The sequence below is a fragment of the Faecalicatena orotica genome, from assembly GCF_905197545.1.
GTDB lineage: Bacteria > Bacillota > Clostridia > Lachnospirales > Lachnospiraceae > Faecalicatena_A > Faecalicatena_A orotica.
In genome coordinates, this window is sequence record NZ_CAJJZH010000006.1 from 339,437 (window position 1) to 353,778 (window position 14,342).

Annotated in this window: 14 protein-coding genes, 2 tRNA genes and 1 riboswitch; of the genes, 3 read left to right on the forward strand and 13 right to left on the reverse strand. The window is 46.3% G+C overall.

The window, feature by feature from the left end; genetic code table 11:
* Positions 1 to 60: 60 nt before the first annotated feature.
* The 7 genes from ABIN22_RS14825 to ABIN22_RS14855 all read right to left on the reverse strand — a co-directional run bounded on the left by ABIN22_RS14825 (position 61) and on the right by ABIN22_RS14855 (position 6,729).
* Entirely contained in the window at positions 61 to 627 is a 567-nt protein-coding gene (locus ABIN22_RS14825; RefSeq protein WP_346909627.1) for a nicotinate-nucleotide adenylyltransferase, read from the reverse strand.
* Between the two features lie 134 nt (positions 628 to 761).
* A complete protein-coding gene (locus tag ABIN22_RS14830; RefSeq protein WP_109732386.1) occupies positions 762 to 1,388 on the reverse strand; it encodes a GTP pyrophosphokinase in 627 nt (208 codons plus the stop codon).
* A gap of 144 nt (positions 1,389 to 1,532) precedes the next feature.
* Complete coding sequence (locus ABIN22_RS14835) at positions 1,533 to 2,066, reverse strand: DNA-deoxyinosine glycosylase (RefSeq protein ID WP_346909629.1); 534 nt, start codon at positions 2,064 to 2,066, stop codon at positions 1,533 to 1,535.
* On the reverse strand, positions 2,063 to 2,569 hold the full coding sequence (gene bilS / locus ABIN22_RS14840; protein ID WP_346909631.1) for a flavodoxin family protein BilS: 507 nt from the start codon (positions 2,567 to 2,569) through the stop codon (positions 2,063 to 2,065). The genes ABIN22_RS14835 and bilS overlap by 4 nt, the downstream gene beginning before the upstream one ends.
* Before the next feature lie 156 nt (positions 2,570 to 2,725).
* Entirely contained in the window at positions 2,726 to 4,966 is a 2,241-nt protein-coding gene (pflB, locus tag ABIN22_RS14845; protein ID WP_346909633.1) for a formate C-acetyltransferase, read from the reverse strand.
* A gap of 82 nt (positions 4,967 to 5,048) precedes the next feature.
* Positions 5,049 to 5,130: riboswitch (ZMP/ZTP riboswitch) on the reverse strand.
* A 114-nt stretch (positions 5,131 to 5,244) separates the two neighbouring features.
* Complete coding sequence (locus tag ABIN22_RS14850) at positions 5,245 to 6,024, reverse strand: SDR family NAD(P)-dependent oxidoreductase (protein WP_109732383.1); 780 nt, start codon at positions 6,022 to 6,024, stop codon at positions 5,245 to 5,247.
* Between the two features lie 81 nt (positions 6,025 to 6,105).
* Positions 6,106 to 6,729 (reverse strand): HAD family hydrolase, encoded by a 624-nt coding sequence (locus ABIN22_RS14855; RefSeq protein WP_346909636.1) that lies wholly within the window; start codon positions 6,727 to 6,729, stop codon positions 6,106 to 6,108.
* 118 nt (positions 6,730 to 6,847) lie between these two features.
* On the opposite strand from ABIN22_RS14855, the gene ABIN22_RS14860 reads away from it, so the two are divergent.
* On the forward strand, positions 6,848 to 7,645 hold the full coding sequence (locus ABIN22_RS14860; RefSeq protein ID WP_346909638.1) for a DeoR/GlpR family DNA-binding transcription regulator: 798 nt from the start codon (positions 6,848 to 6,850) through the stop codon (positions 7,643 to 7,645).
* A 7-nt stretch (positions 7,646 to 7,652) separates the two neighbouring features.
* Here ABIN22_RS14860 and ABIN22_RS14865 read toward each other — a convergent pair whose 3' ends face one another.
* From ABIN22_RS14865 to ABIN22_RS14880, 4 genes are all read right to left on the reverse strand, one after another.
* Entirely contained in the window at positions 7,653 to 8,132 is a 480-nt protein-coding gene (locus ABIN22_RS14865; protein ID WP_346909655.1) for an NUDIX hydrolase, read from the reverse strand.
* Positions 8,133 to 8,348: 216 nt separating this feature from the next.
* Complete coding sequence (locus tag ABIN22_RS14870; RefSeq protein WP_109732380.1) at positions 8,349 to 10,091, reverse strand: S8 family peptidase; 1,743 nt, start codon at positions 10,089 to 10,091, stop codon at positions 8,349 to 8,351.
* A gap of 75 nt (positions 10,092 to 10,166) precedes the next feature.
* Positions 10,167 to 10,772: a rubrerythrin gene (gene rbr, locus ABIN22_RS14875; protein WP_118622754.1), complete on the reverse strand. Its 606-nt coding sequence runs from the start codon at positions 10,770 to 10,772 to the stop codon at positions 10,167 to 10,169.
* 159 nt (positions 10,773 to 10,931) lie between these two features.
* Positions 10,932 to 11,948 (reverse strand): glycosyltransferase family 2 protein, encoded by a 1,017-nt coding sequence (locus ABIN22_RS14880; protein ID WP_118622752.1) that lies wholly within the window; start codon positions 11,946 to 11,948, stop codon positions 10,932 to 10,934.
* 164 nt (positions 11,949 to 12,112) lie between these two features.
* Between ABIN22_RS14880 and ABIN22_RS14885 the strand changes: the two genes are divergently transcribed.
* Positions 12,113 to 13,360: a 6-phosphofructokinase gene (locus ABIN22_RS14885; protein WP_346909641.1), complete on the forward strand. Its 1,248-nt coding sequence runs from the start codon at positions 12,113 to 12,115 to the stop codon at positions 13,358 to 13,360.
* Between the two features lie 27 nt (positions 13,361 to 13,387).
* The gene (locus ABIN22_RS14890; RefSeq protein ID WP_346909643.1) at positions 13,388 to 13,966 is read left to right on the forward strand and encodes a hypothetical protein; all 579 of its coding nucleotides are present in this window, start codon (positions 13,388 to 13,390) and stop codon (positions 13,964 to 13,966) included.
* Positions 13,967 to 14,029: 63 nt separating this feature from the next.
* Here ABIN22_RS14890 and ABIN22_RS14895 read toward each other — a convergent pair.
* Together ABIN22_RS14895 and ABIN22_RS14900 are read right to left on the reverse strand one after the other, a co-directional pair.
* Positions 14,030 to 14,109: transfer RNA gene (locus ABIN22_RS14895), tRNA-Leu, on the reverse strand.
* Between the two features lie 66 nt (positions 14,110 to 14,175).
* Positions 14,176 to 14,248, reverse strand: a tRNA-Lys gene (locus ABIN22_RS14900).
* Positions 14,249 to 14,342 lie beyond the last annotated feature (94 nt).

The following is a 14,342-nucleotide window of genomic DNA, read 5'->3' on the forward strand; positions in this document are numbered from 1 at the left end:
CCGCGGGACCTCAAATCCTGCGGTTTCTCTATATGCCGGCTTCACTTTTATTTTCCCAGATTACTCGTACAAGTAATTCAGGCTGCGTATCCGTGTCTCTATCTCATTCTTTGTGATATATTCACTGACTGTCTTTGGAACGTATTGTTTCCATTCTTTTTCTTCTGCGATAAATTTCCTTATATCAGTCCCAGTGATCCCCTTTTCTTCCGGACTTTTTCTCCAGAGTACCTCTGTCTTAAGCCCCAGATCCCCGAGTATCCTGAGCTGCTCTTCATCCCACTCACTGCAGATGCTCACATAGTGGGTGGCACCTTTCGGAACATACTGTGGGATCAGGTCCGGCTGGCTGATCGGAAATGGGATAATCTCATATTCTTCTCTCGTTACGCCGAAATCCGCCAGAGCACCCTGTATCATTTCAAAACGCTCGAAGTAAGTAAGCGGATTGTCTCTTTTTGTAGTACCGTGCATATCCAGATCCGATGTTGCCGCATATGCCACAATGTCTGAATGTGTGATGCCGATAAACAGTTTTTTACACCTCATCTTTGCGGCTAGTAAATATTCCATATGCTTTAAATGAAAGATCTGGAATCTTCCATGTATAACCCCTGTCTCTACCATTCCCTCAGGCTCCTCTCCTGTATTTCACCAGACATTCTTCCGATTGTGACCGTCCGGTGCGTCAATAAATACAAGTATAATACAGATTTCTAAAGAAAGCAAATAAACGGGCGTTAAGATTTCCTTATGATTTCCTATATCTTATCAATCTTCTTCCTGATTTCCAGCATTTTCCTGTCAAGGGTCCCTATAATATCTGAGCATGCCCTCAGTTCTTCGTCGATTACTTCAGCCTCTTTGCGTCCTCTTTTATACCTCAGCTGATGATCCAGATTCGCCCAGTAATCCATTGCCGCAGTACGGAGCTGTAGTTCTGCCTTCATCCACTGCGTTCCGCCCTGAAACCCGATGGGGATTTCCATAATAATATGAAGACTCCGGTAACCGGAAGATTTCGGATCTCTGATATAGTCCTTAACCTTTACAATCTTAACGTCCTTCTGTTCCGACAAAATTTCCGCTATGCGGTAGATATCATCCACATAAGAACAGATTGCCCTGACACCGATCAGGTCATTGATTTTCTCAAGCGCATTCGAAAAGTTCTTCTCCAGTCCTTTTTTCTTCATCTTCTTGCACGTGCTCTCGTAAGACTTCATCCGCCCTGTCTTCATCTGGATAACATTGCGGTCCAGAATCATGGACAGCTCAATGTTAATAATATCCAGCTTTGTCAGAATCAGGCTGATCGCACATTCACCCTTCACGCTGAAATCACTGTTGACCAGATTTTCCTTTAACTTATTACTTTCCTTTTTCATTCAGACACTAACTTCTCTCTACTTAATTTGGGCATACAATATACCAAACATACACAATACAGTCTTTTACTAATATATGTTAACAACCACGGAAACATACATCTATCACTGCATAGTTAGCATCATGTTAAATTCATGTAAGGGCTAATAATCTGAATCTTCTGAAAACGGACCGCAAAGGGGTCTGACCCCTATGAATTCCCTGATCTCCCCCCAGCTTTCCATCAGCCGGTCTATTGAGTATGCGGCATTCGCCGGGCTCGTGGAGGGAAGCCCTGTTATCTCCCTTCCGGTCCGGCTTTTGCTGTACTTTTCGTACAATTTTTCTGCCGTTCTGCCATTGGCGTAAATCCGCCTGATATTGCATTCTTTTAGTATGCGGTTTAAGTCAGCAGGCACGACATTGCGGATGCTGCTGTCGCTGGAGCCTTTGATCTCACAACTGGCGATGACGTCCCAGACTGCGATGCCGTGTTCTAAGAGTAAGGCCTTTTTCTCTTCTATCGTTTCCGGGACTTCACTGTCCGTGAGTCTTGCTATGACCTTCCAGAAGCGGTTCTGAGGATGGCCGTAGTAGAATTGGTTCTCCCGTGACTTGACCGAGGGAAATGTCCCCAGTACCAGAACTTTGGAATCCTGATTAAAAACCGGTTCAAATTCATGTGTTACCTGACTCATACCTTCCATATTTTCTTGACTTCTCCTTCCAGGGCCGTCAGATCTTCTTCATCCGGATGGGACAGTGCCCTGTCAAAGTTATCAAGCATTGCCTTTATCTTCTCATCCTGCGGGTCTTTTTCCTGCATGGCCGCGTAGCGCTGCCTCACTCTGTCCTGCATCCGTCCCTGACACATGAAACTTCCTTTTAATATACCACTTTCCGGTACAAATGCCGATACCCGGTTCAGTATCTGGTTAAAATATTCTTTTGAACCTCCGAATCCAGCGGTCCCGAACAAAAATATTTCTTTGCCTTCCAGCTTTTCTATAAATTCCCCGATATCTTCACTGCAAATACCCTTATCTGTCCAAAACCCTGCAAACACAACGTCTGCATCGGGAATCGCCTCCGGCACGCCTCCGAAATAGACGCAGTCCTCTTCCCCCAATGCTTCCCGGATTCTCTCAGCCAGCATTTCCGTATTTCCTGTGAGACTGTTATACACTACTGCATATGTCATAGCCATTCTCCTCTCTGTGTGAATCATCTGCTCGTCTTTTATATTCCCACTATTATACTCTTCATGCTGTCAAAATACAACAGCCCCGCGTCAGCTGGTTCCGGCACGACATCACCAAAAAAGCAGGAAACCTTTCACAGGCCCCTGCTTTTCGTTCTACATTGCTTCGTGGAAGGTACGCATGATCACTTCTTTCTGCTGTTCCCTCGACAATTTATGGAAATTAACCGCATATCCTGAAACACGGATCGTCAGATTCGGATACTTTGCCGGATTCTCATATGCCTCCACCAGCATTTCCCGGTTCATCACATTTACGTTGATGTGATGTGCCAGCTGCTTAAAATACCCGTCCAGTATATGTACCAGATTCTCCTGCCGCTCTTTTTCTGTCTTTCCAAGTGTGTCCGGGGTAATGGAAAAGGTATTGGAAATCCCGTCCCTGCAGTCATCATAAGAAAGCTTCGCAACAGAATTCAAAGACGCCAGCGCACCGTTTTTCTCTCTGTTATGCATCGGATTCGCTCCGGGGGCAAATGGTTCCTTTGCCTTACGCCCGTCCGGCGTGGCCCCTGTCTTCTTTCCATACATGACATTTGAGGTAATGGTCAGTACTGAAAGCGTATGGACCGCGTTTCTGTATGTCTTTGTCTTCTTCAGTTCTTTAGACATATCTGCCAGAATCTGCTTTGCTATATCATCCGCCCTGTCATCGTCGTTCCCATAAGTCGGAAACTCTCCCTTGGTCTCAAAATCTACAATATATCCCTTTTCATCCCGGACCGGTTTTACCTGTGCATACTTAATCGCGCTCAGTGAATCTGTCAGTACTGACAGCCCTGCCACACCGCAGGCCATAAAGCGTTCCACCTCGGTATCATGCAGTGCCATCTGTGTCTTCTCGTATGCATACTTATCATGCATGTAATGGATCACATTCAGGGTATTGATATATAACCTGCATATCCATTCCCTGTATTTTTCCAGCCGGCCCATGACCTCGTCATAATCCAGCACGTCGCCCTCATAGACAGGCATTTCCGGGCCTGCCGGGGATTTGGAAAATGTATCATAACCGCCGTTAAGTGCAAGGAGCAGAAGCTTCGGCAGATTACATCTGGCCCCGAAAAACTGCATCTGCTTGCCAATCTTCATGGCAGAAACACAGCATGCGATGCCGTAATCATCCCCGTATACTGGCCTCATCAGGTCATCGTTTTCATACTGAATTGCATCCGTATCAATCGACGCTTTCGCACAGAAATCTTTGAATCCCTGAGGAAGTTTCTCAGACCAGAGTACAGTCAGGTTCGGCTCCGGCGCCGGTCCCAGGTTATACAGTGTATTCAGGAAACGGAAGCTGTTCTTTGTGACAAGCGTGCGCCCCTGTTCATCCATTCCGCCGATCGACTCTGTAATCCACATCGGGTCACCGCCGAACAGTTCGTTATACTCCGGTGTCCGCAGATGTCTTGCCATACGCAGCTTCATAACAAAGTCATCAATCAGCTCCTGTGCATGTACCTCGTCCAGTACTCCTGCTTCCATATCCCTCTGGATATAAATATCCAGAAAGGTGCTCGTTCTTCCAAGCGACATCGCCGCACCATTCTGTTCCTTAATGGATGCAAGATATGCAAAGTATGTCCACTGGATTGCCTCACGTGCATCGGATGCGGGGTCTGAAATATCGTAGCCGTACATATTGGCCATCTCTTTCATCTTATTCAAAAAGTTAATCTGCTGGAACAGTTCTTCGGACAAACGGATGGACTCCACATCAAAATCACCTTCTCCGATTTCCTTCTTATCTCTCAGTTTTTCTTCGATCAGTATATCCACACCATATAAGGCAACACGGCGGTAATCGCCGATGATCCGTCCCCGGCCGTATGCATCCGGAAGTCCCGTCAGAATCCCTGCGTGTCTGACCTTCCTCATCTCTTCCGTATATACGCGGAACACACCGTCATTATGTGTCGTGCGGTACTGGAATTCCTGCTCGATCTTGTCGGAAAGCTCATAGCCATACGCCTTGCACGCTTTCCGCGCCATATTGATCCCGCCAAAAGGATTCACCCCCCTTTTCAGGGGACGGTTCGTCTGAAGCCCTACGATAAGCTCATCCTCCCTATCCAAATACCCCGGCTGGTACGCCGTCAAAGATGACACCGACTGTGTATCAATATCCAGCACACCGCCGAAATCCTGTTCCAGCTTCAGCAGACTATTCAGTCTGTCCATCAGTCTGGCCGTACGTTCAGTCTTTGCCTCAAGAAACTCATCTGTTCCTTCATAGGATGTTACATTCTTCTGGATAAAATCCCTTACATTAATCTCTTTCTGCCAATCCCCCGCTATAAAACCTTTCCATTGCTCAAAGTTCTTCTGTTCCATGACATCTCCTCCGTTCAAATTACAGATTTTAGTATTTGCCCATTAGTTGGTGCCCATGAACACAAAAAAGGGCAACTCAATAATGAGCTGCCCAGACGGTCGGCGTTCACATTCTATGCTCCCACGTGGTATGCTCCACTTTTCCGTCAGTCACATAGAACCTTCAAATTCCCAATGAAGTCTGTTTCTTAATGTCGTACCTTCAGTATAAACACAAATGCATAAATTTTGCAATACTTTTTTTCATTTTCTTTATTCTTTAATTCTGAAACTATTTTCTATGGACGGAGCCCCAGCCCGCCTTCCAGAGTAATTGTCTCACCGGACATATATTTGAAGTCAGGAGAACCAAGATGTACACAAACCCTCCCGATATCCAGTTCCGTGTCTCCGAAACGCCCCATCGGCACTGCCTTTAGATTCTTCTCATATGCCTCCGGATAGGATTCTTTAAAGTTTTCAAGCTGTGCAGTTAGTGCAAGCGGGCATACAACATTCACGTTGATATTATCCTTGCCCCACTCTGTTGCCGCGACACGGGAAAGTCCGCGAATCCCTTCCTTTGCCGCTGCATAAGAAGACTGTCCCGCGTTACCGAACAATCCTGCCCCGGATGCAAAGTTGATAACAGTCCCTTGTGATTCCTTTAAATACGGGTAGCATGCCCTCATATAATAGAAAGTCGCATAGAGTCCTGAATAAATACCGAGGTCAAAGTGATCCTTCGTCTGCATGGAAAGCGGAATCCCGGATGCAGAAGCCTGAGCGTTGTTAATCAGGATATCAATCCGCCCAAATTCCTCGATTGTCTTCTTAATCACATTTTTTACCGTTTCTTCCGACTCATCATCCGGAGTGACGTCAGCCTGTGCTGCCAGTACTTTCACACCGTAGAGGCGTTCGAGTTCTTCCTTTGCATCCAGTAGCTTCTGCTCGTTCCGCCCAGTCAGGACAAGACTTGCACCTTCTTTTGCATAAGCAGTTGCGATACCGTAACCGATTGATTTTGCTTTTCCCCCACCGGTAATGATAGCAACTTTTCCATCAAAAACACCCATTTTACAACATCTCCTTTTTCAGAAAATTTATCACCTGCCTTTATAATAATCGTTTGTTAAAAAATAATCAAGCCTGATTGTCTAAATAAATAAACTTTTTATATCCATAATATTTGCAATTTTATGTACCGCATGAATCTGCTCTGGAAAGTGTGCCCCCCACAATGCAAGTGCCCCGTCCACACCGGCTTTCCGGGCACATTCCATGTCATACACAGAGTCACCTATATAGAGAACCTTTGATGGCTCTGCCGCCATTTTTTCCAGTAAACACAACATTGGCTCTGGCTCCGGTTTATGCTTCACTGTGTCATCCGCATTGACTACTGTATCGAAATATTTTATAAAATTGTACTGGGCTGTACTCTTTTGGAATTCCGGTTTTGTACGTGAAGTTACGATTCCAAGGCGGACCCCGGCCGCATTTAGCCACTGCACGATTTCATCGATTCCGTCAAATGGCTTCTGAAGATATTCGTATCTCCCCATATAGGCCAGCCACATTTCCATTGCCTTGTCCGGCTCAGGCAGTTCGAGCCAGCGCAGCGCCTCAGCCCCGGTAATGCCAAGCGCAAAATACAGTTTTTCGAATGGATACAGATGTCCTGTCATCCGAAGCAGCATATGCTGCAGTGAAAGCAGTATCGTCTCCTCTGTGTTAATCAATGTACCGTCTACGTCAAAAACAACCACATCATATTTCATACTATTTTACCTCTTTCCTTGCAATCCATGTTTGATACATTTATAATAGCACATACAAACACATTTTTTAATGTTCTTTTATGTTTTATTTTATTAATAACAGAGGAGATTTTGTGCCATGAATCATCAGAAACAACCAGAACGAACAGAAAATACACTTGACGGTATTGGCCGCCGCCAGCAGATCCTTCAAAAACTGGAGGAGTACGGAGAAGTTTCCGTCCATGCCCTGGCGGGAGAATTCTTAGTCTCACCGATGACAATCAGGCGTGACCTTCACTTCTTTGCCCGTCAGGGAATTCTGGAAACCCACTACGGAGGAGCCCGCCTCTGTAAAGACAGAAGCACCATCCCTGATTTTCCCACACGAAGCGAAAAGCTGATGCAGTATAAGCAGGCGATCGGCAAAGCGGCCGCCGGTTTTATAAAAGAAGGGGACAGTATATTCCTCGATTCGGGCACCACCGCCATACAGATCATCAAATATTTTCCGGACGTCCATGCCACTCTGATTACAAACTCTCTGGCAGCGATCCAGCAGCTCAGCACGAATAAAAAGGTGAAGCTGATCGTTGCCCCCGGAACGTACCGGGAGCAGATCGGGGGAAGCCTGGATATTTCGACCGTCGAATTTTTCCGGCGCTACCGGGCGGATAAGAGCTTTATCGGCACCCTGTACTGCTCCACAAGTATGGGCATGACTACCTCCGAAGAAATGGATGCAGCCCTCAAGCGTACACTGTGCATGCAGAGCCGCCAGTCATTTCTCATGGCGGACCACACGAAATTTACCGACGGCGGACTGGTCAAGTTCACCGAATTTACTGATTTTGACTATATCCTGACCAATAAAGAGCTTGACCCGGAACTTCAGGAAAGAGTCCGGGCATTGAATGCAAATCTGGTGCTGTGCTGACATATCCTTACTTTAATTCCATCGGCCTGCCGTCCAGAGCCGCATAGAGGAGCGTGTCGGCTTTGTCGTAGACCAGTTTCAGTGAAAAGAACTCCCGGCCCTCATTCAGCAGACGGAAAAATATCTTGTCACCTTCCCATATATTCAAGTCTAACACGGCATCCTTGTCCACCCATTCCAGCTCTCCTTCATCACATAAAACGGGCTCCCCCGTGAACCCGTCCGCCGTATACAGGGACATGTATTCCACAACATCGTCCCCATATACAAAGGTCACAATACCACGGTACTTGTAAGAGGTCAGTGTATAGCCGGTCTCCTCACGGACTTCCCTTAATAGACATTCCTCGGGACTTTCCTTTTCCTCAAAATGACCGCCCACCCCGATCCACTTATCCTTATTGACATCATTCTTCTTCACGGTTCTATGCAGCATCAGATATTGATGATCCTTCTCGATGTAACATAGTGTACTTAATTTAAACATAGCTGTTCCTTTCTTCTTCCTCATTTTCTGGTTCACAAAGCCGTTGTTTTCACCTTTTCCACAACAGCGCTCCTATTGCCTGAATCTTTTTCGTAATTCTATTATACATCAAAGCAACGAAAAAGGGCAGGTCATAATGGATTGATATCCATGACCTGCCCCCTTGCTTATATCATTTTTCTTCTGCTGTTCTCTGTACCTTTTTTAAGCAGCTTATCAAACCGGCAGACTATCCCGCACACACAGTGCCCCCCACCCCAGCTGGTTGTTCGGCCATTCCGTAAATCCCGGGAGTTCCTTTGCCCCCCTTCGCATATAAGCCTTGACCTTCTCCCCGTACAGATACGGGTCATTCCCATTCACGATCCCCCACTCCATCAGAAGTGCGGCACTCCCTGTCACAAACGGTGTGGCAAATGAGGTGCCGCTGAATTCTGCATATCCGCCTCCTGCTGCTACGGTTGTTACCCGTACTCCGGGTGCTGCAATATCGGGTTTGGATGAGGATATTCCCTCATACACTCTGGCCGGGCCCCTGCCTGAAAAATCAGCATATCCGAAGGTTAGTGCATTGTACGCTCCCACAGTGATCACCCGGGAAGCTGTAGAAGGGATGGTGAGTGTTGTATCACTCCGCGGAAACAGAAAGGCGGTACCGATATTCAACGCGCTCTGGCTTGGAAGCCACATCTCAAATTCTCCCGTAACAATTCTCCTCGGCGTTAGTATAATCCGCCACACACCGCTGTCTATATAGGACTGTCTTGGCAGGAAGTCGATAAAAATCTCCTGGCGCACACTGTAAGGGCTCGGTTCGCCATAGTAGAGCAGAATCTCCGTGCCTCCCAGTACAAATCTCTGGGGGCCGAGTATTTCCTGAATCGGCCCGACGCGTATACCAGACGGACTGACCAGTGAGACATCAACCTGATCCACATAAGATTTCCAGATCTGTACATTTACCGTCGGCTCATTCATTTGAACTCCCAGCTGCACTTCCTCCTCCACATTCTCTGTCAGTATGCCCGAAGTATGCCCTGCGCTTGTTCCTTCGTTTCCGCTTCCCACACAGATCACGCTTTTCCAGTAATTTGATATATCATCCAGAAATCGTTCCAGCAGAGACATCCCATCATGTGAACCGTACGTGTTTCCAAAGCTGATGTTCACCGCCACAGGCATTTGATATTCCAGAGCTTTCCTGATCACATAATCGACCCCCTGCATCAGCTCCGTTGTCCTCGGAAATCCATCCTGTCTGGGGCTGCCAAGTTTCACGACCAGAAGTTCACTCTCCGGCGCCACGCCGGCATACTGCCGTCCCGGGCTTCCCGCCCCATTTCCAGCCGCGACCCCGGCGACAGCAGTCCCATGTCCGGAAATATCCCGGCTTGGCACGATCCGCTCACGCCCGGCACGGTCCGTCTGTCTGAGGGCCTCATTAATCTGTTCCTCCGTATATTCTGTTCCTATGTAATACCCCTCCGGCGGATTTCCCGGGATTGTCTGATCCCATAAGGCACGTATTCTTGTTGTTCCGTCCGCATTCCTGAAATCATTGCTGGCATAATCTATCCCGCTGTCAACAATAGCTGTCAAAACACCTTTTCCCAGTAAAGAAAAAGGAGTTTGCTGCACAGGACCTATGCAGGAAACTCTCTTTCCATTGGCAGCCTCAAAAAAAAGCCGCTTTGGTTTTTCTATAAATTCAATCTGTGGTATAACTGCCAGAGAATTAATAAGAGATTCCCTGACAGTAATAACCGCATATTCATTAGACAGTTCTGTTACGCCTGAAGCCAGTTCACGGACAGCATCAAGAGTGCCTGAGTATTTAATGATCAGGTCCCATTCCCGGTCAATCGGGTTGAATCCAACCTCCAGTTCCAGCGATTTCATTCTTTCTTCTTCCGTAGCATCCAATGCAAGATTCAGCAGATTTTCCACCTTCTGGCTCATAAAAGCACTCCCATCACTTATTGTTTTCCATACAACATGATCTTTTGCCTGCCACTTCCTTCAACCGGAAGAAAACTATCTGCCTTCTCCCTTATATGCCGCAAATGCATAAGGCAGAAAATATCCCTGATCGTGACGGCAGACCGGGCACACCTTTGGAGCCTGTTTCCCTTCATGGATATATCCGCAGTTCGTACAGATCCACTTAGATTCCTGATCACAGGCAAAATACTGGTTTTCCTCAAGCAGCTTTGCCACTTCCCCAAAACGGACCTGATGTACATGCTCGATTTCCGCAGTCTGGTAAAAAGCAGATGCAGCCTCAAGAAATCCCTCTTCTTTTGCAATATCCCCGAATTTCTGGTATACATCTTCATACTCTTCTTTTTCATTGTGCTCCGCAGCACGCAGAAGTTCTGCCAGCGTCTCCTGCTGGTCAACCGGATAGCCGCCGTCAATAAAGATGGTCTCTCCGGATAAATCCTTCAGAAGTTCATAGTATCTCTCTGCATGGGCCCTCTCCTGCTCAGCCGTGTAAAGGAAAATGTCCTCAATTGTATACATCTTCTGGTCCCTTGCCTTTTCGGCAGCAATCGTATAGCGGTTTCTTGCCTGGCTCTCACCCGCAAATGCTCTCATCAGATTTTCTTTTGTTTTACTCTCAGAAAAATTAACAGCCATAATACACACTCCTTTTTTAATAGTAGTATGTACCAGCGGCGGTAAAATATACCTTCTCAGGCACCAGTTATTTAAATTTCATACAAAAAGGACACCCCGCGTACATGCGTAAGGTGCCCTGAATATTCCCATGCTCCTTCTGGGCCGGCTTCTATACATCTAGTTGAATCCAATGAGCCTTCTTGCCACATTGTAAGCCAGAGAAGATACTTTTCGGCCGGTTTTTCCGGGGAGGTTGATAGTTTGTCCCAGAATTCCGTAGCGTATCTTCATATAAGCCCCGTAATCCTTCTTCTTCAGATACTGCCACAATTCCTTTTTCTTCTCCAGATTCTCCTTCTTCTTGGAACGGATACAGAGGATCGAAGAAACTGTCATCATAATCGCAAGATAATTGACCATATACTTTCTCAGCTTCTTACTGGAAATCATTCTTAATTCGTACATAGCGATCATACTCTTCGTCACGAATATCTGCTGGTCAATCCGGCTGATCATAATCTTTTCATTGACGGACTGGTCTTCGCGCCCGATGAAATAACGGTAGAAATCCACGTCCATATAGTACATCGTCCGCACATGCGGCAGAGGATAGTATACATAAATGTTGTCCACATAGAATGTATGCTTCGGAAGCCGCAGCTGGCAGAGCTTCAACATCTCTGTCCGGTAAATCACGGAATGCATCAGGATATACTGGTCAAGACGGAAATGCCCGATATCGTCCCAGTGGAAAATCTGGTTCTGCGGAAGTACATTTCTGTAATTTATCACTTTCTTATGTTCCATGCCCACTTTCTCATACACATAGTTGGATATAATCATGTCCACTGTCGTATCTGTCTGCACAAATGTCTTTACCGCATCGAGTATCTCCATCAGTGCAGTCTCATCCACCCAGTCGTCACTGTCAACCACCTTAAAATATCGTCCTGCCGCATGCGCGAGGCCGCTGTTAACCGCATCACCGTGGCCTCCATTTTCCTTATTTACTACCTTCACGATTGTAGGGTACTGTTCCGCATACCGCTTGGCTATCTTCTTCGTCTTGTCTGTGGAACCGTCATTCACGACGATAATCTCCACATCCTCCCCGCCTTTTAGAATAGACTGAATTGCTTTTTCCATGTATGCTTCTGAATTGTAGCATGGAATCGCAAAAGATATATATTTCATAATTAAGCTCCTCTTTACTAAGATAAAGCAATTATACTGCACATTTCACAAATTTCCAACTACTTTTCAAGAAAAAGGACTTTTCTTCATATTGTAAAAAGTCCTTTTATCCCTTATAGTTAACTTAAATGATATTGATTCTATAAACATCTGGAGGGTAGATTATGAAGAAAAATGTGATTGTAGGACAATCCGGCGGACCAACTGCCGTGATTAACGCCAGTCTTTACGGCGTTGTGTACGAAGCACTGAACAGAGAGGATACTTTTGGAACTGTATACGGAATGATCAACGGGATCGAAGGCTTTCTTTCGGATCATTATATGGATATGAAGCCGCTTGAGATATCCGGTGAACTGGAGCTGGTTAAAAATACACCGGGATCTTATTTAGGTTCCTGCCGCTATAAACTGCCGGAAGATCTGAACGACAGCGTTTATGTCCAATTATTTGAAAAATTCGAGGCGCTGGATATCGGTTACTTTTTCTATATCGGCGGGAATGATTCTATGGATACTGTCAGCAAACTCTCACGTTATGCCAGAAAAGTTTCCAGCGATATCCGGGTGATTGGAATTCCAAAAACTATCGACAATGACCTCGTGGAAACAGACCATACCCCGGGATTTGGGAGCGCGGCGAAATATATTGCATCGACAGTCCGCGAGATTTCAATTGACGCGTCTGTTTATGATAATAAGAAGTCTGTCACCATCGTGGAAATCATGGGACGCCATGCGGGCTGGCTGGCCGCTGCCAGTGTGCTCGCACGGAAATTCGAGGGAGACAACCCTGTATTAGTCTATCTCCCGGAATCTGATTTCAATCAGGACGTATTCATCAGCAAGGTCCGCAAGTCTATGGAAAAGACACCGAATCTCGTTGTATGTATTTCCGAGGGCATCCATGATAAGAACGGCACATTTATCTGTGAGCTGGCAAGTGATGTTGGTGTAGATGCATTCGGCCATAAGATGCTGACCGGTTCCGGCAAATATCTTGAAAATCTGGTGAAAGAACGGCTCGGTGTGAAAGTCCGTTCCATCGAATTGAATGTCTGCCAGCGCTGCTCTTCATCCATGTTATCGAAGACAGACCAGAAAGAGGCCATCGCCTCCGGTGCTTACGGTGTGAAATGTGCCATCGAAGGCGAGACCGGCAAGATGATTGCATTTAAAAGAGAAAAGGACGAGCCATATACCATCGGATATACCACTGCAGATGTAGACATCATTTGTAATAAAGAAAAAACTGTTCCCGATGAGTGGATTATAAAAGACGGGACAGATGTCAGTGACGAATTCATTACCTATGCGAAACCGCTCATTCAGGGTGAAGTCAGCGTGGCTATGGAGGACGGCGTACCGAAATTTGCATACCGCAGGACAAAATCTGGCTCTTCCAAATTTTAAAACCATTCTAAGAAAAGAGAGTATTTTATGAGCAAAAAGAGAAAGTTATGGAGTATTTACCTGGCAGTCCCTTTCGGAATCGCAGTTATCGTCTGCCTCATTACAAATTATGCATTAGACCGTGCATTCACCTGGTCCCTGATCGCCATCGGCGGATGCATCTTCGCCTGTCTGCTGCTGCAGATATTGATAAACGGAGAAAAGTACCGGCTGCTGCTTCTCTATGCTGCCATCTGTATCCTGACCATTCCATACCTGTATCTGATCGAGATGGTTTCCAATCTGTATTTATCTGATCCAGTATACTGGGTATCCGGTTTCGGGGCACCCATCAGCATATTCTGGCTGGCCGTCTTAGGAATTCTTGTACTGATCCGGACGCTGGCACATGCAAATGTGTGGATGATGGCCGGTCTTTTTGTTCTGACATTTTATATTGGTGAAAAGTATACGAACTTTAAAGTAGATGAGCTTGTGGGTACGAATCAGTCATGGCGATTGTCAGAGCATTATCCGGTCATCTATTTTGGGACTGCTGCTGTTTTTATCTTTATTGGAATTGTACTGGCGGCTGTCAGATATGTTAAGGGCAGTGCCGTGGAATAATCAAGAAAATAGAAGCATAAAAAAGCGTTAAGCCCTGTATATCAGAACTTAACGCCTTTTTTATGCGGGTGACAGGACTTGAACCTGCACGGTCGCCCACTAGATCCTAAGTCTAGCGCGTCTGCCAATTCCGCCACACCCGCATTTATATAATTGTATTCTGCCAGATTCTTTGGCAAAAAATAGAACAAGCATAATGCTTGTTCCGATGAGCGTGCGGGGATTCGAACCCCGGACAACTTGATTAAAAGTCAAGTGCTCTACCACCTGAGCTACACGCCCGTATCATTTTGAAATTTATCCCTGCCTGTCCAGGTTAAGCTGGGCTAGCTGGATTCGAACCAGCGAATGCAGGAGTCAAAGTCCTGTGCCTTAC